This window comes from Streptomyces sp. NPDC046862 (assembly GCF_040704615.1).
GTDB lineage: Bacteria > Actinomycetota > Actinomycetes > Streptomycetales > Streptomycetaceae > Streptomyces.
The window spans coordinates 205,195-230,190 of the sequence record NZ_JBEYXP010000005.1 but is presented as its reverse complement, the minus strand read 5'-3'; the positions used below and the strand labels follow the sequence as shown (position 1 = coordinate 230,190).

At 70.8% G+C, this 24,996-nt stretch carries 23 protein-coding genes; 11 read left to right on the top strand and 12 right to left on the bottom strand.

What is annotated here, in order from left to right:
- Window positions 1-90: 90 nt before the first annotated feature.
- The gene (locus AB0959_RS07855) at window positions 91-819 is read right to left on the bottom strand and encodes an SGNH/GDSL hydrolase family protein (protein WP_366825418.1); all 729 of its coding nucleotides are present in this window, start codon (window positions 817-819) and stop codon (window positions 91-93) included.
- A gap of 64 nt (window positions 820-883) precedes the next feature.
- Between AB0959_RS07855 and AB0959_RS07850 the strand changes: the two genes are divergently transcribed.
- Entirely contained in the window at window positions 884-1,528 is a 645-nt protein-coding gene (locus AB0959_RS07850) for a TetR/AcrR family transcriptional regulator (RefSeq protein WP_366825417.1), read from the top strand.
- A 70-nt stretch (window positions 1,529-1,598) separates the two neighbouring features.
- On the opposite strand, the gene AB0959_RS07845 is transcribed toward AB0959_RS07850, so the two are convergent.
- Both AB0959_RS07845 and AB0959_RS07840 read right to left on the bottom strand, forming a co-directional pair.
- Entirely contained in the window at window positions 1,599-2,852 is a 1,254-nt protein-coding gene (locus AB0959_RS07845; RefSeq protein WP_366825416.1) for an MFS transporter, read from the bottom strand.
- Entirely contained in the window at window positions 2,849-4,162 is a 1,314-nt protein-coding gene (locus tag AB0959_RS07840) for a GH1 family beta-glucosidase (RefSeq protein WP_366825415.1), read from the bottom strand. The genes AB0959_RS07845 and AB0959_RS07840 overlap by 4 nt, the downstream gene beginning before the upstream one ends.
- Before the next feature lie 184 nt (window positions 4,163-4,346).
- Between AB0959_RS07840 and AB0959_RS07835 the strand changes: the two genes are divergently transcribed.
- From AB0959_RS07835 to AB0959_RS07820, 4 genes are read left to right on the top strand one after another with little or no spacing between them, the layout of a single operon-like run.
- Window positions 4,347-4,928, top strand: a complete 582-nt coding sequence (locus AB0959_RS07835) for a DJ-1/PfpI family protein (RefSeq protein ID WP_366825414.1) — start codon at window positions 4,347-4,349, stop codon at window positions 4,926-4,928.
- Window positions 4,929-4,987: 59 nt separating this feature from the next.
- On the top strand, window positions 4,988-6,058 hold the full coding sequence (locus tag AB0959_RS07830) for an ABC transporter substrate-binding protein (protein WP_366825413.1): 1,071 nt from the start codon (window positions 4,988-4,990) through the stop codon (window positions 6,056-6,058).
- A 56-nt stretch (window positions 6,059-6,114) separates the two neighbouring features.
- The gene (locus AB0959_RS07825) at window positions 6,115-7,080 is read left to right on the top strand and encodes an iron ABC transporter permease (protein ID WP_366825412.1); all 966 of its coding nucleotides are present in this window, start codon (window positions 6,115-6,117) and stop codon (window positions 7,078-7,080) included.
- Between the two features lie 4 nt (window positions 7,081-7,084).
- Window positions 7,085-7,927 carry an ABC transporter ATP-binding protein gene (locus AB0959_RS07820; protein WP_366825411.1) on the top strand — a complete coding sequence of 281 codons (843 nt, stop codon included), beginning with the start codon at window positions 7,085-7,087 and terminating at the stop codon, window positions 7,925-7,927.
- On the opposite strand, the gene AB0959_RS07815 is transcribed toward AB0959_RS07820, so the two are convergent.
- Window positions 7,899-8,165, bottom strand: coding sequence for a protealysin inhibitor emfourin (locus AB0959_RS07815; RefSeq protein ID WP_366825410.1), 267 nt, complete (start codon window positions 8,163-8,165; stop codon window positions 7,899-7,901). The genes AB0959_RS07820 and AB0959_RS07815 overlap by 29 nt on opposite strands.
- Before the next feature lie 20 nt (window positions 8,166-8,185).
- Window positions 8,186-9,259, bottom strand: a complete 1,074-nt coding sequence (locus AB0959_RS07810) for a M4 family metallopeptidase (protein ID WP_366825409.1) — start codon at window positions 9,257-9,259, stop codon at window positions 8,186-8,188.
- A gap of 352 nt (window positions 9,260-9,611) precedes the next feature.
- Here AB0959_RS07810 and leuA point away from each other — a divergent pair, with 352 nt between their 5' ends.
- From leuA to AB0959_RS07795, 3 genes are all read left to right on the top strand, one after another.
- Window positions 9,612-11,333 carry a 2-isopropylmalate synthase gene (gene leuA, locus AB0959_RS07805; protein ID WP_366825408.1) on the top strand — a complete coding sequence of 574 codons (1,722 nt, stop codon included), beginning with the start codon at window positions 9,612-9,614 and terminating at the stop codon, window positions 11,331-11,333.
- A gap of 550 nt (window positions 11,334-11,883) precedes the next feature.
- A complete protein-coding gene (locus tag AB0959_RS07800; RefSeq protein WP_366825497.1) occupies window positions 11,884-12,543 on the top strand; it encodes a TerB family tellurite resistance protein in 660 nt (219 codons plus the stop codon).
- 204 nt (window positions 12,544-12,747) lie between these two features.
- Window positions 12,748-13,956 (top strand): sialidase family protein, encoded by a 1,209-nt coding sequence (locus tag AB0959_RS07795; protein ID WP_366825407.1) that lies wholly within the window; start codon window positions 12,748-12,750, stop codon window positions 13,954-13,956.
- 171 nt (window positions 13,957-14,127) lie between these two features.
- Here the strand turns inward: AB0959_RS07795 and AB0959_RS07790 are convergent, their stop codons facing one another.
- The 5 genes from AB0959_RS07790 to AB0959_RS07770 form a co-directional block, all read right to left on the bottom strand.
- Window positions 14,128-15,066: a dihydrodipicolinate synthase family protein gene (locus AB0959_RS07790; protein WP_366825406.1), complete on the bottom strand. Its 939-nt coding sequence runs from the start codon at window positions 15,064-15,066 to the stop codon at window positions 14,128-14,130.
- On the bottom strand, window positions 15,063-16,136 hold the full coding sequence (locus tag AB0959_RS07785; protein WP_366825496.1) for an ABC transporter ATP-binding protein: 1,074 nt from the start codon (window positions 16,134-16,136) through the stop codon (window positions 15,063-15,065). Before AB0959_RS07785 ends, AB0959_RS07790 begins: the two co-directional genes overlap by 4 nt.
- 107 nt (window positions 16,137-16,243) lie before the next feature.
- On the bottom strand, window positions 16,244-18,232 hold the full coding sequence (locus AB0959_RS07780) for a dipeptide/oligopeptide/nickel ABC transporter permease/ATP-binding protein (RefSeq protein ID WP_366825495.1): 1,989 nt from the start codon (window positions 18,230-18,232) through the stop codon (window positions 16,244-16,246).
- A gap of 11 nt (window positions 18,233-18,243) precedes the next feature.
- Complete coding sequence (locus tag AB0959_RS07775; protein ID WP_366825405.1) at window positions 18,244-19,203, bottom strand: ABC transporter permease; 960 nt, start codon at window positions 19,201-19,203, stop codon at window positions 18,244-18,246.
- A gap of 93 nt (window positions 19,204-19,296) precedes the next feature.
- Window positions 19,297-20,925 carry an ABC transporter substrate-binding protein gene (locus AB0959_RS07770; protein ID WP_366825404.1) on the bottom strand — a complete coding sequence of 543 codons (1,629 nt, stop codon included), beginning with the start codon at window positions 20,923-20,925 and terminating at the stop codon, window positions 19,297-19,299.
- 229 nt (window positions 20,926-21,154) lie between these two features.
- Here AB0959_RS07770 and AB0959_RS07765 point away from each other — a divergent pair, with 229 nt between their 5' ends.
- Window positions 21,155-21,895, top strand: coding sequence for a FadR/GntR family transcriptional regulator (locus AB0959_RS07765; protein WP_366825494.1), 741 nt, complete (start codon window positions 21,155-21,157; stop codon window positions 21,893-21,895).
- Window positions 21,896-22,259: 364 nt separating this feature from the next.
- Window positions 22,260-22,706 carry a protein phosphatase gene (locus AB0959_RS07760; protein ID WP_366825403.1) on the top strand — a complete coding sequence of 149 codons (447 nt, stop codon included), beginning with the start codon at window positions 22,260-22,262 and terminating at the stop codon, window positions 22,704-22,706.
- Window positions 22,707-22,712: 6 nt separating this feature from the next.
- Here AB0959_RS07760 and AB0959_RS07755 read toward each other — a convergent pair whose 3' ends face one another.
- Entirely contained in the window at window positions 22,713-23,285 is a 573-nt protein-coding gene (locus tag AB0959_RS07755) for a class I SAM-dependent methyltransferase (protein WP_366825402.1), read from the bottom strand.
- A 56-nt stretch (window positions 23,286-23,341) separates the two neighbouring features.
- On the opposite strand from AB0959_RS07755, the gene AB0959_RS07750 reads away from it, so the two are divergent.
- Window positions 23,342-24,112: a helix-turn-helix transcriptional regulator gene (locus AB0959_RS07750; RefSeq protein ID WP_366825401.1), complete on the top strand. Its 771-nt coding sequence runs from the start codon at window positions 23,342-23,344 to the stop codon at window positions 24,110-24,112.
- 19 nt (window positions 24,113-24,131) lie between these two features.
- Here AB0959_RS07750 and AB0959_RS07745 read toward each other — a convergent pair whose 3' ends face one another.
- Window positions 24,132-24,974, bottom strand: a complete 843-nt coding sequence (locus tag AB0959_RS07745) for an isoprenyl transferase (RefSeq protein WP_366825400.1) — start codon at window positions 24,972-24,974, stop codon at window positions 24,132-24,134.
- Between the last annotated feature and the right edge of the window lie 22 nt (window positions 24,975-24,996).

The window sequence follows — 24,996 nt, the reverse complement described above, 5'->3', positions numbered from 1 at the left end:
CGGTCCAGTACAGCCGTGCACGTCACACGGGGAGATCCCCCGGGGGCGGGGGCCGTCTCCCCCGCGCGGGGGAGCGCGCGGAGGAGACGGTCACGGAACCGCCGGCAGCGTCGCCTCCGTCAAGGTCGCCTCCGTCAGGGTCGCCAGGCGGGCGGCCAGCACCCTCGCCCAGGCCCGGTAGCCCTCCGCCGACGGATGGAAGCGATCCCGGGCCAGCCACTCGCCCGGGATCTCCGGCGGACCCCCGGACGGCAGATGGAAGACGGCGACTCCCCTCGTGGCCGCCGTCCTCAACTGCCGGTCCAGGAGCCCGACGTAGAGTCCGAGCGGTACTCGGACCCGGCGGGGGAGCGCCTCCAGTCGGGCAAGCGACGGGAGGCCGGCGAAGACCATCGGAACGTCCTCGCCGAGGCGCAGGCGTACGTCGCGGATCAGCCGCTCCGCATCCCGGCGGAACACACGCGGGCGGCGCAGCCGCATCGCGTCGTTCGTGCCCGCCACCACCACGACGACGTCCGGGCGCCAGCGGCTCGCCGGATCCGTCAGCCCCGGCAGCAGACCCCGGCGCACCGCCGACAGCGTCGCCCCCGCCCGCGCCGCCACCCTCCACGACACCGCCCGCCCGGTCATCGCCGACAGGGCGGCCGCCAGTTGCCCGGCCATCGCCTCCCGGTGATCCGCCGCCCCGACGCCCGCCGCCACCGAGTCCCCGATCACCGCGAGCCGCAGGACCGGCCCCCCGCCCTCCGTGAGCCCCGAGTCGTCCCCCGTGGCCTCGGGCAGCCGCATCAACCGCCCGCGCATCCCTCTCGTGAACATCACGATCCCCCTCGCCCGCAATCCATAACGGCGTTATACCTATAACAACGTTATGCTGCGGGCTGTGTCAACCCACCGCCAGGAACCGGCCAGCCCCGTTCGCCGCCGTCTCCTCGACGAAGCCGCCCGCGTCCTCGCAGAGGAAGGCCCCGCCGCGCTCAGCGCCCGCCGCCTCGTCAAGGCCGTCGGGGCGTCGACCATGGCCGTGTACACGCACTTCGGATCGATGCCCGCGCTGGTGCGCGAGGTGATGAGGGAGGGCGTCGAACGGTTCCTGGGAAGAGTGGAGGAGGTCGCGCCGGGGACCGACCCCGTCCTCGAACTCGCCGAACTCTGCCGCGTCTACCAGGAGTTCGCCCGCGCCGAGCCCGACGTGTACGCCGTGATGTTCGGCGGCTCAGCCCTCGCCGGGTTCGAACTCACCCAGGAGGACCGGCAGATGGGCGTGGGCCTGCTGCGCCACCCGCGGGACGCCATCCGCCGCTGCGTCGCCGCCGGACGGTTCCGCCCCGACACGGACGCCGACCTCCTCGTACGGCAGCTGTTCGCCCAGATGCACGGGCTCGCCCAACTCGCCCACGCCGGCTACATCCTCGGGGTGTACGGCCCGGACGACGTACTCGCCGGCCTGCTCCGGGACTTCGCGGTCGCGGCCGGTGACGAGCCGGCGCGGGCCGCGGAGTCCGTACGGTCAGGACTGGCCGGGTGACAGTCGCCCGAGCCCTTCAACCCCTCAGCCTCTCCCCCTGGCCCCTCAGCCCTCCGGCCCCTCAGCCCCCTCAGTCCACGGCCCGGATCCGGCGCACGAACACCGCCCCCGCCAGCCCGGCCACCGCCGCCACCAGGTACAGCACCCGGTAGCCGCCCAGATACGTCACGATCGGCGCCGCCACCGCGGGGGCGGCCACCTGGGGCAGTGCGTTGGCCACGTTGATGACGCCGAGGTCCTTGCCCCGGTCCAGCGCGCTCGGCAGCACGTCCGTCATCAGCGCGAAGTCGACCGACATGAACACCCCGAGACCCACGCCCAGCACCGCCGCCGCGACGATCGCGCTCGACCAGGTCTGCCAGACCGACAGCATGGCCGTGGCCGCCGCCATCAGCACCCCGGACCACAGCACGAACGGCTTGCGACGGCCCACCCGGTCCGACCAGACACCGCCCACCACGACCGTGGCCAGCAGCGTCACGCTGTTCACCGCGGTCAGGACCAGCACGCCCTCCTCGGGGTCCGCGTGGTGGAGGCCGTCCCTCAGGTAGTACAGCAGGTAGAGGATCACGAGGGCGTTGCTCAGGTTGATCAGGAAGCGGGTCAACCAGGCCCAGCCGAAGTCCGGGTAACGGCGCGGGCTCAGCCAGAAGCCCCTCAGGAAGGCCCGTGAGGACCATGCCGGCCGGTCCGCGGCCCCGAGCCCGATGTCCCGGCAGCACAGCACGTACGGCAGGACACCCACCACCGCGAACACCGCGCACGCCGCATAACCGGCCGCGATCCCGCCCACCGCCGTCGCCAGGCCCGTGCCGGCGACCGCCCCGAGGATCTGCGCCGCACCCAGCCAGCCGCCCACCGCGCCCCGTTGCCGCCGTGGCACGCGGTCCGGCACCGCCGCTGTCACGGCCGCGAAGGCCGCGTTCAAGGTCAGCTGGACCAGGCACCAGCCGAGCGCCATCGACCACAGCCCACCCGCCCCGGCGAGCAGCAGCAGCGACAGCGCGCCACCCGCCGAGCCGGCCACGATCCAGGGGGTACGGCGACCCCAGCGGGCCGTGGTGCGATCCGACAGCGCCCCGAAGAACGGGTTCGCCACCAGCGACACCACCGCGCCCACGCCCGTCACCCACGCCAGCAGCGTCTCCTTCGACATGCCCGTGCCGGGCGCGAAGTCCTCCGCCTGCCGGGCCAGCAGGATCTGCAGCGGCCCGTACCAGCCCACCCAGATCGCCACGTTGGCCAGCGAGAGCGCCGCCGTCCAGCCCCGGCCGACCCGGTGTGCGGGCTCGGCCAGGGCTCCTAACGGGTCGGCAGAGGTCACCTCTGGGCCTTCAGGACGTCCCGGTACCAGCCGTACGACGCCTTGGGGGTCCTGGCGAGGGTTTCGAAGTCCACGTGCACCAGGCCGAACCGGCGCGCGTACCCCTCCGCCCACTCGAAGTTGTCGAGCAGCGACCACACGAAGTAGCCGCGTACGTCCACGCCCGCCTCGACCGCGTTGTGCAGCGCGCGGATGTGGCCGTCGAGGTAGGCGATCCGGGCCTGGTCGTCGACACCCTCGTACGAGCAGCCGTTCTCGGTGATGACGACGGGCGGGAGGCGGTCGCCGTAGCGCTGGTGGAAGGTGGTGAGCACTTCGGTCAGGGCCTCGGGGACCACCGGCCAGCCGAAGTCGGTCACCGGGACGTCCTCGATCTCCCTCACCGAGAAGGGGAGTTCGGCCGGGATCGTCAGGCCGCCGAACTCGATGTCCTCGCCCTGCGGGGCGCCCACCCGGGTCGGCGCGTAGTAGTTGACGCCGTAGAAGTCCAGGGGCTCCCCGATGACCCTGAGGTCCGCCGCGACGTCCCCCGGCATCAACTCGCCGATCCCCTCCGGGTATTGGCCCAGCAGGACGGGATCGGCGAAGAGCCGGTTCAGGAGCAGGTCGTAGAAGCCCGCCGCCTCCAGGTCCGCCTGCTCCAGGGACGCCGGCCACGTCGGCCCGTGCGAGTTGGCGATCCCGATGTCGCCGGCTCCGGCCGCGCGCAGGGCCTGTACGGCCAGACCGTGGGCCAGGAGCTGGTGGTGGGCGGCCGGCAGCGCGTCGAACATCAGCTGCTTGCCCGGGGCGTGGGCGCCCAGCGCGTGGCCGAACAGGGTGTGTTCGGCGGGCTCGTTGATGGTGATCCACTTCTGCACGCGGTCGCCCAGGCGTTCGGCGACGACCGACACGTACTCCGCGAAGCGCGCGGCAGTGTCCCGCTCCAGCCAGTCCAGGGCCACCGGCAGGTCCCAGTGGAAGAGGGTCGGTACCGGTCGTACCCCCGCCCCGCGGAGCTCGTCCACCAGGCGGTCGTAGAAGTCGAGGCCGCCGGGGCTGTTCACGCGCGGCCAGGAGATCGAGAAGCGGTACGCGTCCACGCCGAGGTCGGCGAGGAGCGCGACGTCCTCCGGGTAGCGGTGGTAGTGGTCGCAGGCCAGTGCCGCGGTGGACCCGTCCTTGATCCGTCCGGGTTCCGCGCTGAAGGCATCCCATACGGAGGGCTCGCGCTCGTCTGCCGCGCCCTCGATCTGGTGGGCCGAGGTCGACACGCCCCACAGGAAGTCGGACGGGAACTGGGGTATCGGGTTCGTCGCGTTCGTCGCCATGCGCGGATCATCCGTACCGGCGGTAACGGAAGTCAACGTGTGCACCCAGGAACAGCCACGTTCGTAGCGGGAGATGAGTCGAGGGCCGGACGGGAACTATGCGACCGGCGCGACCGACTTCTGGGGCAAGTCAGCGCGCCCGCGGCATCCGCGGACGCTCCACCAGCCAAGGAGACAAAAGCCGATGACTCTGCGTGTTCAGATCCTCATGTACGACGGGGTGGAGGAGCAGGACGCCATCGGGCCGCGTGACGTTCTCGGGCACGCCGTGCAGGCGGGCGGCCAAGTGGAAACGACACTCGTGCGGCCATCGGCTCCCGGCGAGGTGACGTGCTTCTTCGGCACCAGAATCATGGTGCCGACCGCATGGGAGCCCACCAACACCGATGTTCTGATCGTGCCGGGCGGCGGCGACCAACTGATCCACGATCCGGACGTCCTGAAGAACCTCGTACGGGCACAGGAGGCAGGAGTCGTCGTCGCCGGTGTCTGCACAGGAGTCCTCGTGCTGTCCGCGGCAGGCCTGACCAAGGGGCGTCCGTGCACGACGCACCACCTGGGCAAGGCCGATCTGGCCGCCCAGGGAGGCAAGGTGATCGACGCACGAGTCGTCGACGACGGGAACCTGGTGACCGCGGGCGGTGTCACCAGCGGAATCGATCTGGCGCTCTGGATGGTCACCCGCGAGTGCGGAGCATCCGTCGCCGCCGGCGTCGAGTCGATCATGGAGTACGAGCAGCGCGGCGTCGTCTGGCGAAGCTCCTGAATCGCCGTCGCGGGAGAACTCTCAACCCAATGGACAGCTTTCGCACGCAAGGAGCCCGGATGCCGATGAACCGGCCGGCCACCACCGCTCTGGCCGCAGTCCTCTGTCTGCTCACGGCGGCATGTGGCGGTTCCTCCGACGACGACAGGACGGACAGGACGGACGGGACGAGCACGACGACGACCGCGGGCTCGAAGAGCGGCTACCCGGTGACCCTGGACAACTGCGGGCAGAGCGCGACCTTCGAGAAGGAGCCCGGCCGGGTCGTCGTCATGAACGGCGCCTCGGTCGCCGAGGTCTCCACGCTCCTCGCCCTCGGCCTTCAGGACAGGATCGTCGCCAACCAGCAGAGCTACGGCATGTCCGAGGTCGCCGGCCGGGCTGCCGCCATCAAGGCCCTGCCCACCGGCGACATCAAGGTCAACGAGGCCTACGACATCCCCCGCGAGGCCATGCTCGGCCTGCGCCCCGACCTCGTCCTGTCCGTCACCACGTACGGCTTCGACCAGAAGAACGGCTTCGCCACCCGCGAGCAGCTGAAGCAGGTGGGAGCCAACAGCTACGTCTCCCCGCAGGGCTGCGACGACGACCCCTCCAAGATGACCGTCGCCGACAGCTACCAGCTGCTGCGCGACATGGGCAAGGTCTTCAACGCCGGTGACAAGGCCGAGAAGCTGATCGCCGCCTCCGAGAAGAACATCGCGGCGGTCTCCGAGAAGGTCGAAAAGGCCGAAAAGGTCAAGGGGAAGAAGATGCCGAAGGTCATGGTGCTCTTCTCCAACATGGCCATGGGCGGCAACGACTTCAGCTCGGTCTTCGCCCACGGCATCGCCAACGACATCCTCGACAGGGCCGGCGGCTCCAACGCCTTCGAGAACGCCTCCAAGTCCACCTTCGCCGACCTGAGCAAGGAGAAGGTGGCCGCCACCGACGTCGACGCCCTCGTCGTCATCAGCTACAACGCCCCCGACCCGGCGGCTTACGCCAAGAAGCTGTTCAAGGAGTTCCCCCAGTGGCCGGCCGCCAAGAACAACACGTACGTGACGCTGTCCGACTCGATGTACCTGGGCCCCAGCAACGACCTGGCAGTGGAGAAGATCGCCAAGATGCTGCACCCCGAAGTGTTCTGACCCGGCTCCGGACTCCGCTGTCGTTCACGCTCCTGCCCGTCGCGCTGATCGTCACCATGATCGTGGCGATCAGCATCGGCGCGGTCAACGTCCCGCTGGGCGACGTCTGGGGGATCGTCCTCCACCATGTCACCGGCGCGGGCACGGGGCCCTCCGACCCCGCACTGGACCAGATCGTCTGGAACTTCCGCACCCCACGGGTCGTTTTGGCCGCTCTGGTCGGCGCGGGCCTGGCCGTGTCCGGCGCCGTGCTGCAGACCGTCGTGTCCAACCCGCTGGCCGACCCCATCGTGCTGGGTTTCTCCTACGGCGCCACGCTCGGCGCGGTGCTGGTCATCACCCTGGGCGGCGGCGCGGCGCTGGCCGGGCTCGGGGTGCCGGCGGCCGCCTTCCTCGGCGCGGTCGCCGCCGGCGCGCTGGTCTTCGCCCTCGGACAACGGCGGGGGCGCCTGGCCCCGACCCGGCTGGTACTGGCCGGCGTGGCCGTCGGCTACGTCTTCCTCTCGGCCACGAGCTATGTGCAACTCCAGGCCTCACCGACCGAGTTGCGGACGGTCATGTTCTGGATGCTGGGCAGCGTCGCCGGCGCCCAGTGGGACCAACTCCCCACCGTCACCGTGGTGGTGCTCGTCACCACCACACTCCTCACTCTCTTCGGCCGACGGCTCAACGCCCTGCTGGCCGGCGACGAGTCCGCCACCGCGCTCGGCGTCGACGTCAGCCGGCTGCGCGCCGTACTCCTGGTGCTCACCGCACTGCTGACGGGAACCGTCATCGCCGTCGCCGGCAGCGTCGGCTTCGTCGGCCTGATGATCCCGCATCTGGTGCGCCTGACCACCGGTGCCGACCACCGCCGGCTGCTCCCCCTGACCGCCCTGCTGGGAGCCGTCTACCTGGTCCTAGTCGACCTGCTCTCCCGCGCCCTCGACCGCCCCAACGAGATCCCCCTGGGCATCCTCACCGCTCTGCTCGGAGCCCCCTTCTTCCTGTGGCTGCTGCGCCGCAACAAGAGCCTGGACTAGAACCATGAAACTCACCGTCGAACGGCTCCACGTCACACTCGACCGCACCCCGATCCTCCGCGATGTCAGCCTGCAGGTCCGCAAGGGCGACATCGTCGGTCTCGTCGGTCCCAACGGCAGCGGCAAGTCCACCCTGCTGCGCACCGTCTACCGCTCACTGCGACCGGCGGACGGTGTGGTCAGGGTCGGCGAGGACGACGTATGGGCCCTGTCCTCCCGCACCGCGGCCCGCCGCACCGCCGCCGTCCTCCAGGACGGCGGCGGCAACACCACCGGACTGACCGTCACCGAGATCGTCGCTCTCGGCCGCGCCCCCCACCACGGGCTGCTGGGACGCGACGGAGCCGATGACCACCGGGCCGTGGCCGACGCCGTCGACCGCTGCGGCCTACGACCGTTCGCGGACCGGGACTACGCCTCCCTGTCCGGCGGAGAACGCCAACGCGTCCTGCTGGCCCGCGCATTGGCCCAGGACCCCCAGCTCCTCGTCCTGGATGAACTCACCAACCACCTCGACATCCGCGCCCGCTTCGAACTGCTCGACCTCATCCGCGCCACCGGCATCACCACGCTGGCGGTCCTGCACGACCTCGACCTGGCCGCCCGGCTCTGCGACCACCTGGTCGTCCTGCACGAGGGAACCGTCGTCGCGGCAGGACCGGTCGTGGAGGTACTGAACCCGCGGATACTCGGCGACGTCTTCGGCGTCAGCGCACGCACGGAACGGCATGCCGACGGCGTCATCCGCATCACCTACGCCGCCCGTGCACTCGCCGACGGAGGGACCACGGCGGACGGCCCCCCAACCCGGTGGCGGGCTACGCGCCCTCCTTCAGCACCCTCGTGATCAGTTTCCGCTGTTCCTCCGTGAGCCGGGGGTCCGAGCAGTACACCGTCCTGCCGTCCACGGTGATCTGGTAGCTGAAGCCGTCCGGCACGCCGATCGGCGGCGTGCCCCGGCCGTCGGCGACCGCCTTCTCGGCCAGGGCCTGCCAGTCCTGGGCGTCGGCCCGCCCCGAGGTCTCCACCTCGGCGTGCCGCTCGATGCCCGCGAATCCGCCCGTGCGCCTCACCTGAATACGCATGGGTCCTGTCTAGTACGGAACTACAGCGTCCGCACCCCGACCTGCTCCCACGCCTTCCGAACGGCCTCCAGCTCCTCGCCGTCGTCGCCGAACCGGGCCCGCGTGGCGGCCACCGTCAGCGTGGCGAAGTCGGTGAAGAGGGCCTTCGACGACAGCTCGCCGCCCGTCAGCACGTCGTACCAGACCTGCCCGGCCCGCTCCCAGGCGTGCCCGCCGAGCGCCGTGGCGGCCAGGTAGAAGGCGTGGTTCGGGATGCCGGAATTGATGTGGACGCCACCGTTGTCCCGGCCGGTGCGCACGTAGTCGTCCATCGTCGCGGGCTGCGGGTCCTTGCCGAGGACGTCGTCGTCGTACGCCGTGCCGGGAGCCTTCATGGAGCGCAGGGCCGTACCGGTGACACGCGGGGCGAGCAGGCCCGCGCCGATCAGCCAGTCGGCCTCGGCGGCGGTCTGGCCGAGCGTGTACTGCTTGATCAGCGAGCCGAAGACGTCCGACATGGACTCGTTGAGCGCGCCCGGCTGGCCGAAGTACGTGAGGTTCGCCGTGTACTGGGTGACGCCGTGCGCGAGCTCGTGGCCGATCACGTCGACCGGGATGGTGAAGTCGAGGAAGATCTCGCCGTCTCCGTCGCCGAAGACCATCTGCTCGCCGTTCCAGAAGGCGTTGTTGTAGTCGCGGTCGTAGTGCACGGTCGCGTCGAGCGGCAGCCCGTTGCCGTCGATCGAGTCGCGCTCGTAGGCCTTGAGGAGCAGCTCGAAGGTCGCGCCCAGGCCCGCGTACGCGCGGTTGACGGTGGCGTCCTTGCCGGGCTCGTCGCTCTCGCCGCGCACCTTGCGGCCGGGCAGGTCGGTGCCGTGCCGGGCGTCGTAGATGGTGCGGTGCGGTGTGCCGGCCTCCGCGCCGGCGGGCGCGGCGATGGCCGGCGCGCCGATGACCGTGGTCAGGCGGCGCTGGGTGCGCTCGAAGGCGTCGCGCTGCAGGGTCCGGCGGGCCGGACCGGCGAGCACGGGGTCCTCGGCTTGCGCCAGCTTGTCGAGGACGTGCGGTGGTACGACGGTGCAGAAGACGGGCTCGTGGCCCCCGTTGGTCGTCATGCCCGGCACCCTTGCACTGAGTCATGACACTGTCACTACCCGCAACCATGATTGGTGAAATGTGATGACAAGGGGGCGGCTTCTTCGTGCCCGAGCGTCGCCGGAGTGGTATAGGGCACTTTTTGTCCCGTTCCTCCCTCCGGTCCCGCATACTGATACGGCCACTCGCGCGGAGCCCGGTTCCGCTAGGCTGCGCAGCATCATGCGTTTCGGGCTGCTCCTCCTTAGCTGCCGCGGCGAGGGCCTGTAATCAAGGCCGACCCCCTCCCCGCGGAGTTTGGCGTTGCGCCGTCGGCCGTCTTCCGGCCCACCGGACAGCGGACGTCCGGACGTCTCTAGGAGCCCACGCATCATGGCGAACCGCCAGCAGCCCACCTCCATGCCCGTGCACAAGTACCGCCCGTACGACCAGGTCGACATCGCCGACCGCACGTGGCCGAACAACCGGATCACCCAGGCCCCCCGCTGGCTGTCCACCGACCTGCGCGACGGCAACCAGGCCCTGATCGACCCCATGTCACCCGCGCGCAAGCGCGAGATGTTCGACCTGCTGGTGAAGATGGGCTACAAGGAGATCGAGGTCGGCTTCCCCGCCTCAGGCCAGACCGACTTCGACTTCGTACGCTCCATCATCGAGGAGCCCGGTGCCATCCCGGACGACGTCACCATCTCCGTACTGACCCAGGCCCGTGAGGACCTGATCGAGCGGACCGTCGAGTCGCTGAAGGGCGCCAAGCGCGCCACCGTCCACCTGTACAACGCCACCGCCCCCGTCTTCCGCCGGGTCGTCTTCCGTGGCTCCAAGGACGACATCAAGCAGATCGCCGTCGACGGCACGCGGCTGGTCATGGAGTACGCGGAGAAGCTGCTGGGCCCGGAGACGGAGTTCGGCTACCAGTACAGCCCCGAGATCTTCACCGACACCGAGCTGGACTTCGCGCTGGAGGTCTGCGAGGCGGTCATGGACGTCTGGCAGCCCGGCCCCGGCCGCGAGATCATCCTCAACCTGCCCGCCACGGTCGAGCGCTCCACCCCCTCCACCCACGCCGACCGCTTCGAGTGGATGGGCCGCAACCTGTCCCGCCGCGAGCACGTCTGCCTGTCGATCCACCCGCACAACGACCGCGGTACGGCCGTCGCCGCCGCCGAGCTGGCGCTGATGGCCGGCGCCGACCGCGTCGAGGGCTGCCTGTTCGGCCAGGGCGAGCGCACGGGCAACGTCGACCTGGTCACCCTGGGCATGAACCTGTTCTCCCAGGGCGTCGACCCGCAGATCGACCTCTCCGACATCGACGAGATCCGTCGTACGTGGGAGTACTGCAACCAGATGGAGGTCCACGCCCGCCACCCGTACGTGGGCGACCTGGTCTACACGTCCTTCTCCGGCTCCCACCAGGACGCCATCAAGAAGGGCTTCGACGCGATGGAGGCCGACGCGTCGGCGCGCGGCGTCACCGTGGACGACATCGAGTGGGCCGTGCCGTACCTGCCCATCGACCCCAAGGACGTCGGCCGCTCCTATGAGGCCGTCATCCGCGTCAACTCGCAGTCCGGCAAGGGCGGTATCGCCTACGTCCTGAAGAACGACCACAAGCTGGACCTGCCGCGCCGCATGCAGATCGAGTTCTCGAAGATCATCCAGGCGAAGACGGACGCCGAGGGCGGCGAGGTCACGCCGAAGGACATCTGGGCGACCTTCCAGGACGAGTACCTGCCGAACCCGAAGAACCCCTGGGGCCGTGTCCAGGTACACAACAACCAGTCGACCACCGACACCGACGGCGTGGACACCCTGACCGTCGAGGCCGAGGTCGACGGCACGGAGACCACCCTGGTCGGCACCGGCAACGGCCCGATCTCGGCGTTCTTCCACGCGCTGCAGGGCATCGGCGTCGACGCCCGCCTGCTGGACTACCAGGAGCACACGATGAGCGAGGGCGCCTCCGCGCTGGCGGCCTCGTACATCGAGGTCGCGATCGACGACAAGGTCCTGTGGGGCATCGGCATCGACGCGAACACGACACGCGCCTCCCTGAAGGCCGTCGTCTCGGCCGTCAACCGCGCGACCCGCTGACGCGACCCGCTGACGCGACCCGATGACGTCACCGCCCCGCGCCCCGAAAAGGGCGCGGGGCGGTGGCATTGCGCGGCTCCGCCGCGTGGGCGCGATCAACCACGACCGACCGGCACTTTCAGGACGGCGTGCGATCCGGTTTTCAGGGGCGCGGGGAACTGCGCGACAAGCCACGACGGACCCGCACTGAAAACGGTGTGCAGTCTCACGGGCGCCCTGCACCAGGCAGCACCCCCAAGACAGCGCGCAGCCCTCAGAAACGGCTCACCCCCCAGAGCGACCCGTACCCCGAGAAACGGCTCACCCAGCGGAGCGCCCCGACGCAGCGAACCGGCCATTCGTTCGCCATATCACGAACGGGTCTCCGCCGGAGGGCTGACTCCACCTCGACGATGTGGCTAACATCACGGGACGCGGCGATGTGGCCGCGGCGTTACGGAGGTGCGACGTGCAGCCAGACGGACGGGACGGCCGGGGCGCCCACGAGGCCCACGCGCCGCACGTACCGGGCTCCCGTACGGCCGGTACGGCGAGCCGCACGAGGACCCGCCTGACCCGCGTCCTGGGCACACGCACCGCGTGGACACCGGTCGGCGACGGCGAGTTCTTCTGCCCCGGATGCGGGGGCGACCGCAACTACCAGCGCCTCATGGGCCGCCGCCGGCTCACCCTCGCGGGCGTCCCCCTCGTCCCGCGCGGTGAGACGGGCCCGGTCGTGGAGTGCGCGGCCTGCCGCCACCACTACGGCACGGAGGTCCTGGACCACCCCACGACCACCCGCTTCTCCGCGATGCTGCGGGACGCCGTCCACACCGTCGCGCTCGCCGTCCTGGCGGCCGGCGGCCACTGTGCGCCCGCCGCCCTGTCGACCGCCGCGGCCGCGGTCCGCTCCGCCGGCTTCGACGACTGCACGGTGGAAGGGCTCGGCGCCCTCGTCGAGGCCCTGGCCGCCGACACGGGCCGTCTCCTCGGCGAGCCCTGCGGCGCGGGCCTCGCCATAGAGCTCCACGAGGCCCTGGACCCCCTGGCCCCCCACCTCGCCCTGCCCGGCCGCGAGACCATCCTGCTCCAGGGCGCCCGTATCGCCCTCGCCGACGGCCCGTACACACCCGCCGAACGGGACGTCCTGTCCACGGTCGGGGCGGCCCTGACGATGAGCACGGACGACGTGACGCGCCTTCTGCAGGCGGCGGCCCGGACACCGTCGTAGGGCCTCTGATCGCCTCGGACGAGGACCTGGCCGGCGTCACGGGCCCACTGTGACGCCGTCTCAGCTCCGGACGGCTCAATGTGACGCCATCTCAACACCCCAGCGGCACACACGTGTTGCCGGACTCCGAACGACCCCATAGGTTCATCTGGACATCCGACGTCCCACCTCTCGCCCTGCCCTCTCATGTCCAGGAGAGCCGCCTTGTCCCTGACCAGTCGTACGGCCGCACTGTCCGCCGCGGGACTGCTCACCGCCCTCGCCGTGACCGCCGGAGCGACCCCCGCCACGGCGCTGCCCCTGCCCCCTCGTGGCTGCACCTCGTCCGTGCCGTACACCGCGGGTGAGGGCGGCTACGACACGTACCGGATCCCGGCGACGATCACGACGCCCGGAGGCGCCGTCCTCGCCTTCGCCGAGGGCAGACGCAACAGCGCGAGCGACACGGGCAACATCGACGTCGTCCTCAGACGCTCGATCGACGGCGGCTGCACCTGGGGTCCGGCGAAGGTCGTGGCGGCGGGCAAGGGCGACACACGGGGCAATCCGGCGCCGGTGGTGGACCCGCGTACGGGCCGCGTCGTCCTCGTGACCTCGTACAACAGCGGAGCGGTGACCGAGGCGCAGATCATGCGGGGAGAGGTGACGCCGGAGCAGAGCCGTCGCGTCTTCGTGCAGACGAGCACGGACGACGGCCGCAGCTTCACCGCCCCGCGCGACGTCACCGCGGCCGTGAAGCTCCCGGACTGGCGCTGGTACGCGACGGGGCCGGGCCACGCTGTCGCCCTCACCCGGGGCCCGCACGCCGGGCGGCTGGTGATCCCCTCCAACCACTCCATCGCGCCGCCCGCCGGTTCCCCGGACACGGGCCAGGAGCCGAAGTACTACGGCGCCCACGCCATCTACTCCGACGACGGCGGGGTGACGTGGCGGCTGGGCTTCGTGGACGACTCGTACGACGGCCATGCCAACTCCAACGAGAGCACGGCCGCCGAACTGCCCGACGGGCGGCTGTACTTCAGCTCCCGTGACCAGAACGGCACGAGTGCCGGCAACCGGCTGGACTCCTACTCCAGCGATGGCGGCGCCACGCTGGATCGTCCCTACACCGTCCAGCCGACGCTGAACGACGTTCCGGTGGTGCAGGGCAGCGTCCTCCAGCTGAAGGACGGCCCCCTTCTCTTCTCCGGGCCCTCCGTTCCGACGGCCCGCCAGTCCATGGCGATCTGGCGCAGTGGGGACGGCGGGGCGACGTTCACGAAGGCTTCGACCGTGTCGACGCAGCGCGCCGCGTACTCGGATCTGGTGCGGCTCGGTGGTGCGCGGGTGGGTCTCTTGTACGAGACGGGGGTGGCGGAGACGTATGAGCGGATCGAGTTCCGGCGTGTGGGGGTGGCTGAGCTGGCGGGGTAGCGGATGCCCGGGGAAAAATCAGCCTCTCCGGCGTTTGAGGAGCGGGGGTCCGGGGGCCGGCCCCCGGAATGGGGTTGAAGGGGCGGAGCCCCTGGGGGATGGGACGGGTAGGAGCGGCGGGGGTGACAACAATCCCCCGGGGGCGACAACAATCCCCCGACGACCAACCCCCTACAACAAACCCGCCGACGCCAGGAACTTCCCCACCCCCTCCACCTCCCCCTCCGACAACGCCACCTGCGGCTCCGCCGTGGCCGCGCACGCGATGACCCCGCGGAGCTGAAGCGCCGCCTTGAAGGCGCCGAGCGCCGAAGAGCTGCCGCCCATACGACCACCACCCGCCCCCACACCCACCATCCCGAACAGCGCGAACAACCGCTCCTGCTCCGCCCGCGCCCGATCCCAGTCACCCGCACGGCACAGGTCGTAGAGCCGGACGTACCCCGCCGGGTCGACGTTGGCGAGACCGGGCACCGCACCATCCGCGCCCATGGCCAGCGCCGAGTCGACGACGAGCTCGGAGCCGGTGAGGACGCTGAAGCCGGTGATGTCGTGCCGGGCGCGAGCGCCGGTCACCACCGCCCGGAAGGCGGCCTGGTCGCCGCTGGAGTCCTTCAGACCGGCCAGCACCCCCTCGGCCGCGAGGTCGAGGACGAGATCCGGGTCCAGCTTGGTGTGGACGGAGACCGGGAGGTCGTACGCGACGACCGGCACGGGAGAGCGTTCGGCGATCAGCCGGTAGTGGCGGGCGATCTCGGCGGGGTGGGTGCTGGTGTAGAAGGGCGCGGTGACGACGACACCGTCCGCGCCCGCCCCGATGACCGCCGCCACATGGTCAAGCACCCGGGGCGTGGTCATGTCGATCGCGCCCGCCAGGACGGGCAGCCGGCCGCCGACGTGCGTCACGACGGTCTCCACGACCAGCCTGCGCTGCCGGTCCGTCAGGTACGCGGCCTCCGACGACGAGCCGAGCACGAACAGCCCGTGCACACCCCCGGCCATCAGATGGTCGACCAGGCTCAGCAGGGAGGGGACGTCCACCTCGCGGTCCGGTGTCAGCGGGGTGCAGACGGGAGGGACGACACCGGTCAGCGGGGTGGACATGGTCATGGATGCTCCCTGGGTTCTTTCCGTACGTCGGGTACGGGGACGTCGGCCATGGCGGTGGCCTCGGGCGGTGGTGCGGAGGCGGCGGCCTGGGCGACGAGTTCCCGGGTCGGCCTGCCCTCCTCCACAGGATGGTGGCAGCGGAAGCGGTGGCCGGGCGTTGACGCGGCCGTGACGACCGGCATCACCTCGGCGCACGCCTCGTCCGCCTTCCAGCAGCGCGTACGGAACGGGCAGCCGCTCGGCGGGCGCGTCGCCGAGGGGACCGGTCCGGCCAGGGGGATCGGATCGATGGGGTCCAGCAGGCCCGGTGTCGCCGAGAACAGCGCTCGGGTGTAGGGATGGCGGGCGCGGTCGGTGACCTCGTCGGCCGGGGACTCCTCGACGATCCGGCCGAGGTACATGGTGATCACACGGTCGCTCATCCGCCGTACGGTCTGGATGTCGTGCGAGACGAACACCAGGGCCAGGCCCAGGCGTTCCTTCAGGTCCAGCAGGAGGTTCAGGATCTGGGCGCGTACGGAGACGTCCAGGGCGCTCGTCGGCTCGTCCGCCACCACCAGGTCCGGGTCCAGGGCGAGGGCGCGGGCGATGGCGACACGCTGGCGCTGGCCGCCGGACAACTGGCCGGGGAGGGCGTCGGCGAGTGCCTTCGGCAGGCCCACCAGGGACATCAACTCCCGTACTCGGTCCTCGCGTTCGGCCGGTGTGCCGCGCCGGTGGACGTCCAGCGGGTCACGGAGGATCTGGCGGACGGGCAGCCGCCGGTTCAGGGCCGTGGACGGGTCCTGGAAGACCATGCCGGTGCCGCGGCCGATCGTCGCGCGCCGCTCGGCGGGCTGCATCGCCCACAGGTCCCGGCCCCGGAAGGAGACCGTCCCGGACGTCGGCCGCTGCACGCCCACCAGCACCTTGGCCAGCGTCGACTTGCCGCAGCCCGACTCGCCGACCACGCCGACCGTCTCCCCGGGCGCGACACGGAAGTCGGCGCCGGTGAGGGCGTACACGCGGTCGCGGGTGAACAGGCCGCCGCTGCGGGCCCTGTGGACGACGTGGGTGTCGGAGAGAGCGATCAACTCGCGCTCCTCGCTGCTCACCTGCCGGGTACCGCTCACCGGCTCGTGCCCCTCACTGCTCACCGGCTCGCGCCGCGCACCGCTCACCGGCTCGGTCGGCTCACTCACGTCACGGCCTCGCTTCCCGTCGGCTCGGGGGCGGTCAGGTCGATCGCCGGGTGGTGACAGGCGGCGATGTGGCGGGAGCCGCCGCGGAGGTCGGGGCGGGTCGTGTGGCACACCTCGGTCGCCATCGGGCAGCGGTCGGCGAACCGGCAGCCCCGCGGGAAGTCGGCGGGGGAGGGGACCGTGCCCTTGATCTGCGTCATGCGCTCGGCGGCCGACTCCAGGGAGAGCACGCTGCCCAGCAGGCCGCGCGTGTAGTGGTGGGACGGGCTGCCCACCAGGTCGGCGGTCACGCCCGTCTCCACGATCCGGCCGCCGTACATCACGATCACCCGGTCGGTGACGTCCGCGACGAGCGCCAGGTCGTGCGAGACCAGGATCAGCGCGAAGTCCAGCTCCTCGCGCAGCCGCAGCAGCAGCTCGATGACCTGTGCCTGCACGGTGACGTCGAGGGCGGTCGTCGGCTCGTCGGCGACGATCAGTCTCGGCTCACGGGACAGGGCCATCGCGATCAGGACGCGCTGGCGCTGGCCGCCGGACAGTTCGTGCGGGTAGCTGCGCAGGGTGCGGTCCGGGTCGAGGCCGACGAGTTGCAGCAGTTCGGCCGGGGTGCGCTTGCCGCCCCGCCGTACGACCTGCTTCAGCTGCGCCCGGATCGTCATCGCCGGGTTCAGGGACGACAGCGCGTCCTGGTAGATCATCGCCATCTCGTGGCCGAGCAGCCGGCGCCGTACACGCGTCGGCTCGGCCAGCAGGTCCCGCTGGTCGAACCGCACCTGGCCGCGCACCCGGGCGCCCTTCGGCTCCAGGCCCATCACGGCCAGCGCGGTCAGCGACTTGCCGCAGCCCGACTCACCGACCAGGCCGACGACCTCACCGGGGTGCACCTCGAAGCTGATGCCGTCCACGATGTCGACGCCGCCGTGCCGCTGGTCGAAGCCGATGGCGAGGTTCTCGACGGCGAGCACGGGCCGTCCGTCCGGCAGGCGGCGGGCCCTGGACCGCAGCCGCCGGGCCGCCTCCGTCAGCCCCGGCAGCTCCAGCACCTTCCCGCTGCCCGGCTCGGGCGCCTGAAGCCGGTCCTCCTCGGCCGCGCGCGGCTCCACCTCCCGGGGCGCCGGCGCCGCCCACGCGTCCGAGACACCCTCGGAGAGGATGTTCAGCGACAGCACCGTGATCAGCATCAGCAGCCCCGGGAACACGGTCGCCCACCAGCCGCCGGTCAGCACCATGTTCTTGCCGTCCGCGATGACGCTGCCCCACGACGGGTCCGGCGGCCGCACGCCCGCCCCGATGAACGACAGCGACGCCTCGAAGACGATGGCCTCGGCGACCTGCACCGTGCAGAACACCAGCACGGGGGCGGCACAGTTGATGGCCACGTGCTTCACCACGATGTGCGGGGTCCGCGCTCCGATCACCCGCTCGGCCGTCACATAGTCCTCGCCGTACTGGTCCAGGACGTTGGCCCGTACGACCCGCGCGACCGGCGGGGTGAACAGGAACGCGATCGCGCAGATCAGCACGGTGATACCGCCGCCGAAGACCGCCACCAGCACGGCGGCCAGCGCGATGCCGGGGAACGCCATGACGACGTCCAGGCACCGCATCAGCGTCTCGTCCACCGCCTTGCGCGAGGTGGCCGCGACGGCACCGATGACCGCCCCCACGACCAGGGCGAGCCCGGTGGCCCCGAGCCCGATGGCGAGCGACCACCGGGCGCCGTACATCAGCCGGCTCAGGATGTCCCGGCCGAGGCTGTCCTGCCCCATCCAGTGATCGGCCGACGGCCGCCCCGTACCGTCCACGAGCGTCTGCTGGTCGAGCGGGTCGTGCGGGGCGAGCAGCGGCGCCAGCAGCGCCACCAGCACCACGACCGACAGGAAACAGACCGCGATCCGGGACAGCAGCGGCAGCCGCCGCCAGCCGCGCACGGCGATGCCCGGACGGGACAGGACGTCCGTGAGCCGCCTGCGCGTCGTCACCATGAAGCCGCCCATCAGCCGGCCTCCCTCAGCCTCGGGTTGACCAGCAGATAGAGGATGTCGATGACGAGGTTGACGACCACGAAGCCGGTGGCCGTGGTCAGCACCACGCCCTGGACGACCGCCGGGTCACCGTTCTTCACGGCGTCGATCATCAGCTTCCCCATCCCGGGCAGCGAGAAGATCGTCTCGATGACGACGGCACCGCCGAGCAGGTACCCGACGCGCAGCCCCAGCACGGTGAGCGGATTGATCAGCGCGTTGCGGAGCACATTCCGCCCCACCACGACTCTCGGCGGCAGCCCGCTCCCGATCGCCGTCCGCACGTAGTCCTTGTCCAGCTCCTCCACCACCGCCGTCCGCACGATCCGGGTGAGCTGCGCGGCCACCGGCAGCGACAGCGCGAACGCGGGCAACGTCATCGTCTTCAGCCACCCCGTGAACGAGTCCGCCGGATTGACGTACCCGCCCGTCGGGAACCACCCCTGGTCCACCGCCAGGTACTGGATCATCAGCAGCGCCAGCCAGAACCCGGGCGCCGCCACCCCGGTCAGCGACACCACCCGGATGACCTGGTCCGGCAGCCGGTCCCGGTAGATCGCGGCCGTGACCCCACCCACCAGGGAGAGGACCACCGCGATGCCGAGCCCCAGGAAGGTGAGCTGGAGCGTCAGCGGCAGCGCGGTGGTGACCTGCTCGACCACCGGCGCCCTGGTCAGCGCGCTGGTCCCCATGTCCCCGTGCAGCAGATCCCCGACGAACCCCACGTACCGCACGGGCAGCGGGTCGAGCAGCCCGTTCTCCTCCCGGAACTGGTGCAGTTGCTCCGGCGTGGGATTGGCCCCCTGGAAGAACGCGGAGGCCGGATCGACGTCGGAGAACCGCATCACCAGAAACACGAACAGCACGATCCCGAGCATCAGCGGCACGAGCAGGGCGATACGCCGGAGCAGGATCCGGAGGACGGAGATCATGTGGGTACTCCCGCGACCCGAAAGGGGCGCGGGGAACTGCGCGACCAGCCACGAACTGCCCGCAGTCGGCGCACGACGACAGCCCTCACGGCGCTACACCCACTTCGCCTGCAGCAAATTGATCCCGGGATACGGCTGCGCCCTTATCCCCGAAAGCCGCTTCGCATTCCACGCCGTCATCAGCTCCGTGTGGACCACCGGATACAGCACGGCCTGCTCGGCCACGACATCGACGTAGTCCTGGATCATCGCCTTCTTCGTCTCGGCGTCCGGCTCCCGAGTCGCCTTGTCCATGTCCCTGAAGAGCTTCTTGGCCACGGAGTTGTCGGCCCACCGCGTGTACTGCATCCAGAGGTTCGTCGGCGTGTAGTTGTACCGCATGATCAGATCGGCATCGAGCCCGAACTGGTTGGGATTCGAGGCCGCGGCAACCACCTGGTAGTCCTGCTTCTGGTCCATCTTCGTGAAGACGGCCGTGGTCTCCTGCGGCGACAGCGTGGTCTCGACGCCGATCGCGTCCCAGGACGCCTTGATGGTCGGCAGACAGTCGACGATCCAGCTGACGTTCACCGCGAGGATGTCGATCTTCAGCCCTCTGACCCCGGCCTCCTTCAACAGCTGCTTGGCCTTGTCGGGGTCGTAGTCGTACACGGTCTTCGCGCGCCGGTACGTGGGGTTGGCCTCGTTCAGGAACGAACTGGACGGTGTCCCGTGCCCCTTCAGCGCGACCTGCACCATCTTCTCGGTGTCGATGGCGTAGCGCAGTGCCTGACGGACCCGTACGTCGTCGAAGGGCTTGTGCCTGGTGTTGAACATCAGGAAGAGGTTGTTCATCCCCGAGCCGCCCTTGACGGACATCCCGCCCTTCTCGAGCTGCGTGATGTTGGCGTACGGGATGTTGTCGGCGATCTGCGCGCCGGCGCTCGCACCCGAGATCTTCGCGACGCGCGGGGCGGCGTCCACGATGGTCAGCCAGTTCATCTTCTTGAAGGCGGGCTTGCGCGGGCCGTTGTAGTCGGCGAACGCCTCGAACGTGGTGTTGGACTTCGGGTGGTGCGCCGTCTGCCGGTACGGCCCCGAGCCGATCGCCTTGCCCTTGATGGCGTCCTCCCAGGCACCCGGCTGGGAGAACACGTGCTTCGGCATGATCTTCGCGAGGGTCAGCCGCGAAACGCCTTCGGGGAAGGGGAAGTTCAGGACGAGCTCGACGTTCTGCGCGTCGATCTTCCGCACTTCCTTCAGCCAGCCGGCGAAGAAGCCCTTGGCGAGGGTCTGCGTCTTCGGATCCAGGATCCGGTCGAACACGAACACGACGTCGTCGGCGGTGACGGGCTTCCCGTCATGGAACTTCGCACCGGCCCGCAGCGTGAACTTCCAGGACGTCCCGCCGAGGTCGCTCGGCACCTCGGTGGCGAGTGCCGCGTACGGCTCGCGCGAGATGGGGTCGGTGTCGAGGAGGCCCTCGTAGATGTGGTTGTTGGCGGCCATGCAGAAGGCGGACGCGGTCTGGGTCGGGTCCCAGCTGCCGTCGTTGCCGTAGCCGATGACGGCGGTCAGCGTCCCGTTCCCGCCGCCACCGTCGCCGGTGTCGTTGGTGGACTCGGGCCCGGAGGAGCAGGCGGTTAACGACGAGGAGATGGCGGCGGCGGCACCCAGCGCGCCGGAGTACTTCAGGAACGACCGGCGGTGCAGCGCCGGCACGTCAGGGGTCACGTCGCGCACGGTTCCTCCAGCAGCAGCGATTGATCCGAAGCAATTGGTCCGAGCGAATGGTCCGAAGCGTTGATCCGAGGAGATACGACGTCCTACGTCTAGGTGGCAGCGTGACCTTAAGAGGGCTGGTGGAGGCGGTCAAGGGCTCGCACACGAATGGCGTATCTTCCAGAGGTGCGACCAATGGCAAGATGAAATCCGCCCGGAGGTGGGACGTCGGATGTCCAGCGAGCGTACGATGCGGCGCATGTCTCAGGAGACCGGGAACCGGCGCCGGCCCGAGCGGCGGGTGAGCAGCCAGATCCAGAGTGACGTGATGCAGCTGATCCTCGACCGCAAACTCCAGGCGGGCGCGCCGCTGCCCACCGAGACGGAGCTGATGGAGGACCTCGGCGTGAGCCGGAACTCCGTCCGGGAGGCCCTCAAGGCGCTCCAGGCCCTCGACATAGTGGACATCCGGCACGGCTACGGCACCTACGTGGGCGAAGCCTCCCTGACTCCCCTCGTCGACGGTCTGACCTTCCGCACCCTCGCCCGGCCCGACGACGATCCGGGCGCCCTCGCCGAGATCCTCCAGGTGCGCGAGGTGCTGGAGGAGGGCCTGATCCGGCGGGTCGCGGCCACGCTCTCCGACGCCGACCTGGACCGCCTGGAGGCCGTGGTCGACCGGATGGAGGCGGCAGGGAAGGCGGGCGAGCCCTTCCCCGAACTCGACCGCGAGTTCCACGAGCTGCTCTACGCGCCGCTCGGCAACGCGCTCGTGCCGCAGCTGCTCGGCGCCTTCTGGACCGTATTCCGCCGGGTCTCGGGTGCGCGCGGCTGGACGGACGACCCGTCCCCCGAGCTCACGGTCCGCCGCCACCGCGACATCGTCACCGCCCTGCGCGTCCACGACGTCGAGGCCGCCCAGCGCGCGATGGCCGACCACTTCCGGGGGATCGAGGCACGGGCAGCCCAGGAGTCACGCGGGGTCGGCTGACTCTTGCCTTTCCGGTGGGGTCTTGGCTCCGGACGGGCTCTTGGCTTCTGGTGGGGTCTTGGCTCCGGACGGGCTCTTGGCTTCTGGTGGGGTCTTGGCTCCGGGCAGGCTCTTGTCTCCGGACGGGCCCTTGCTTTCGGGTGGGCGCTTGCCTTCGGGCGTGTTCTTGTCTCCGGACGGGTCCTTGCCTTCCGGCGAGCCCTTGCCACCCGACTGAACCTGCCTTTTGGCGGGCCCTTGCCTTTTGGCGGGCCCTTGCCTTTCGGCGGGCCCCTGCCTCCCAGCGGGCCCTTGCCTTCCGGCGGTCCCCTGCCTCCCGGCTGAACCCCTCCTTCCGCCCTCGCTCCCTGCCTAGGCTGGCTCGATGACCGAGCCCTGGAACCCGACGGACCCCGGCGTCCTGCGCCTGCCTTCCGGACGCCTGGTGCGCGGCCGCGGGCTCCGCAACCCCCTCCCGGAGGGCCCGGCGCCCACCTACGCCCTGTACCTCCTCGGCAAGCAGCCGCCCGAAGTCCCCTGGGACGCCGACTGGTTGCGCTGGCCCGACTTCCGTCTGCCCAGCGACCGCGCCCGCGCCGGGGAGATGCTCCGGGACGCCTGGTCCCGCGCCGCCACCGAGCGCGTGGAACTCGCCTGCGGCGGTGGCCGCGGCCGCACGGGCACCGCCCTGGCCTGCCTCGCGGTCCTGGACGGCGTACCCCCGGAGGAGGCGGTGGCGTACGTGCGCGAGCACTACGACCGGCACGCGGTGGAGACACCGTGGCAGCGGCGGTACGTACGGCGCTTCGGGGCGCCAGTCACCCGGCCATGACCGGACTCAGTGGCGGCGGGCCCTGAAGCGGAGGCCGTTGGCCTCGGGGTGCCGGTCCACGGACACGTCCGTGAAACCCGCTCTGGTCAGGCGTGCGGGGAAGGTGTCCGGATCGACGGTGTTGTTCGTGTCGCCGAGGTGGAGGATCCGGAAGCGGAAGCTCGGCAGACTGTCGCTGCCCGCGAAGACGCCGCCGGGGCGCAGCACGCGGAACGCCTCCGTGAAGATCCGGTCCTGCTGCTCGGCGGTCGGCACGTGGTGCAGCATCGTGAAGCAGACGACGGAGTCGTACGACGCGTCGGGCAGGGGCATGGCGGCGCCGTCGGCGTGGAGGACGCGGGCGCGGTGGCCCCAGGTGTCCTGGAGCATACGGGCGGTGCCGGCGTCGATCTCGACGGCCGTGAGACGGGGCACCTGCTCGACGAGAACGCGCAGGTTGGCCCCGTAACCGGGTCCGATCTCCAGCACGTCCTCGCCCAGTTCCACCTCGTCCAGCGCCCAGGGCAGCAGACGCTCCTTCGTCGTCTGCGCCCACTCCTCGGAACTGCACAGCTTGCGATGGGCTCGGTTCATCGGCATGCCACCGACGCTACGAGCGGCCCGCCGGTGTCCACCACGGGCTAGCCTGTCGTCCCATGTCGCGAAACGGACAGTGGCCCGCCCCCACCGCGATCTTCATCGGCCACTTCGCCATGCCGCGCGGCACGGCCTTCCCCCGGCACTGGCACGCGGCCCACCAACTCGCCTGGTCGGCCAAGGGGTTGCTGCGCGTCACCACCGAGCGGGGCTCCTGGCTGCTGCCGCCCTCGCTCGCCCTGTGGGTCCCCGCGGGCGTGCCCCACACGACGGAGTCGGCGGGCGACGCGGTGATGCGCAGTCCGTACGTGAACCCGGAGAGCTGTCCGCGGATCGACTGGCGGGAGCCGACGGTGGTGGAGGCCGGCCCGCTGCTGCGCTCCCTCATCGACCACCTGCTGCGCACCGACCTGGCCCCGGAGGCCCGCGCCCGCGCGGAAGCGGTCCTCCTGGACGTCCTGCGCCCCGTCCCCGTGACGAGCGTCGCCGTGCCGGAGCCTCGCGACCCGCGCGCCCGCCTCATCGCCGACGCCCTCGCCGCCGACCCCACCGACGGCCGGTCCCTCGAAGCCTGGGGCACCCGGGCCGGAGCCAGCGCACGGACGCTGGCCCGCCTGTTCGTCATCGAGACCGGGCTGGCCTTCGGGCAGTGGCGCGAACGCCTGCGCATGCGCGCCGCGATGCCGCTGCTCGCCGAGGGCCTCCCGATCGAGTCCGTCGCCCACCGCGTCGGCTACGCCTCGGCCAGCTCCTTCGTGGCGGCGTTCCGGCGGATCGTGGGGGTGACGCCCCGGCAGTACTTCCCGGTGGAGCGGGGCGACCTCCCGTGACTCCGGGGTCGGGCGGGTCTCAGCCCTCCTCCGGCTGCCGTCCCTCCATCGCCAGCAGCTCCTCGTTCGGGATGGCGCCACCGAAGCGGCGGTCGCGGGAGGCGAACTCCAGGCACGCGCGCCACAGATCGCGCCGGTCGAAGTCGGGCCACAGGACGTCCTGGAAGACCATCTCGGCGTAGGCGCTCTGCCAGATCAGGTAGTTGGAGGTGCGCTGCTCGCCGCTCGGGCGCAGGAACAGGTCCACCTCGGGCATGTCCGGGTAGTAGAGGTACCGCGCGAAGGTCTTCTCGTTGACCTTCGACGGGTCGAGGCGGCCCGCCCGCACGTCCTCCGCGAGGGCCTGCGCCGCGTCGGCGATCTCCGCACGGCCGCCGTAGTTCATGCAGAAGTAGAGCGTGAGCCGGTCGTTGCCCTTGGTCTGCTCCTGGGCGACCTGGAGCTCCTTGGCGACCGACTTCCACAGCTTGGGCATCCGGCCCACCCAGCGCACCCGGATGCCCAGCTCGTCGAGCGTGTCCCGGGTCTTGCGGATGAAGTCGCGGTTGAAGTTCATCAGGAAGCGCACCTCGTCGGGCGAGCGCTTCCAGTTCTCGGTGGAGAAGGCGTACAGCGAGATGTTCCCGACGCCCATCTCGACGGCGCCCTGGAGCACGTCCAGCACACACTCGGCGCCGACCTTGTGCCCCTCGGTGCGCGGCAGCCCGCGCTCCTTGGCCCAGCGCCCGTTCCCGTCCATGACGATCGCCACGTGGTTGGGGACCAGCTCGCCGGGGAGCTTCGGAGGGCGGGCGCCGGACGGGTGCGGCTCCGGCGTCCGGTACTCGCGGCGCTGGCGGCCCAGGATCCCGCGTACGACCATGTGCTTCTCGTCTCCTCGTGCT

Excerpts from the sequence above, each read along its gene's own strand:
- AB0959_RS07855 (WP_366825418.1), bottom strand. The coding sequence starts at position 819 with ATGTTCACGAGAGGGATGCGCGGGCGGTTGATGCGGCTGCCCGAGGCC.
- AB0959_RS07840 (WP_366825415.1), bottom strand. The coding sequence starts at position 4,162 with ATGGCGACGAACGCGACGAACCCGATACCCCAGTTCCCGTCCGACTTC.
- AB0959_RS07835 (WP_366825414.1), top strand. The coding sequence starts at position 4,347 with ATGACTCTGCGTGTTCAGATCCTCATGTACGACGGGGTGGAGGAGCAG.
- AB0959_RS07830 (WP_366825413.1), top strand. The coding sequence starts at position 4,988 with ATGCCGATGAACCGGCCGGCCACCACCGCTCTGGCCGCAGTCCTCTGT.
- AB0959_RS07825 (WP_366825412.1), top strand. The coding sequence starts at position 6,115 with ATGATCGTGGCGATCAGCATCGGCGCGGTCAACGTCCCGCTGGGCGAC.
- AB0959_RS07820 (WP_366825411.1), top strand. The coding sequence starts at position 7,085 with ATGAAACTCACCGTCGAACGGCTCCACGTCACACTCGACCGCACCCCG.
- AB0959_RS07815 (WP_366825410.1), bottom strand. The coding sequence starts at position 8,165 with ATGCGTATTCAGGTGAGGCGCACGGGCGGATTCGCGGGCATCGAGCGG.
- AB0959_RS07810 (WP_366825409.1), bottom strand. The coding sequence starts at position 9,259 with ATGACGACCAACGGGGGCCACGAGCCCGTCTTCTGCACCGTCGTACCA.
- leuA (WP_366825408.1), top strand. The coding sequence starts at position 9,612 with ATGGCGAACCGCCAGCAGCCCACCTCCATGCCCGTGCACAAGTACCGC.
- AB0959_RS07790 (WP_366825406.1), bottom strand. The coding sequence starts at position 15,066 with ATGACCATGTCCACCCCGCTGACCGGTGTCGTCCCTCCCGTCTGCACC.
- AB0959_RS07780 (WP_366825495.1), bottom strand. The coding sequence starts at position 18,232 with ATGGTGACGACGCGCAGGCGGCTCACGGACGTCCTGTCCCGTCCGGGC.
- AB0959_RS07775 (WP_366825405.1), bottom strand. The coding sequence starts at position 19,203 with ATGATCTCCGTCCTCCGGATCCTGCTCCGGCGTATCGCCCTGCTCGTG.
- AB0959_RS07765 (WP_366825494.1), top strand. The coding sequence starts at position 21,155 with ATGCGGCGCATGTCTCAGGAGACCGGGAACCGGCGCCGGCCCGAGCGG.
- AB0959_RS07760 (WP_366825403.1), top strand. The coding sequence starts at position 22,260 with ATGACCGAGCCCTGGAACCCGACGGACCCCGGCGTCCTGCGCCTGCCT.
- AB0959_RS07755 (WP_366825402.1), bottom strand. The coding sequence starts at position 23,285 with ATGCCGATGAACCGAGCCCATCGCAAGCTGTGCAGTTCCGAGGAGTGG.
- AB0959_RS07750 (WP_366825401.1), top strand. The coding sequence starts at position 23,342 with ATGTCGCGAAACGGACAGTGGCCCGCCCCCACCGCGATCTTCATCGGC.
- AB0959_RS07745 (WP_366825400.1), bottom strand. The coding sequence starts at position 24,974 with ATGGTCGTACGCGGGATCCTGGGCCGCCAGCGCCGCGAGTACCGGACG.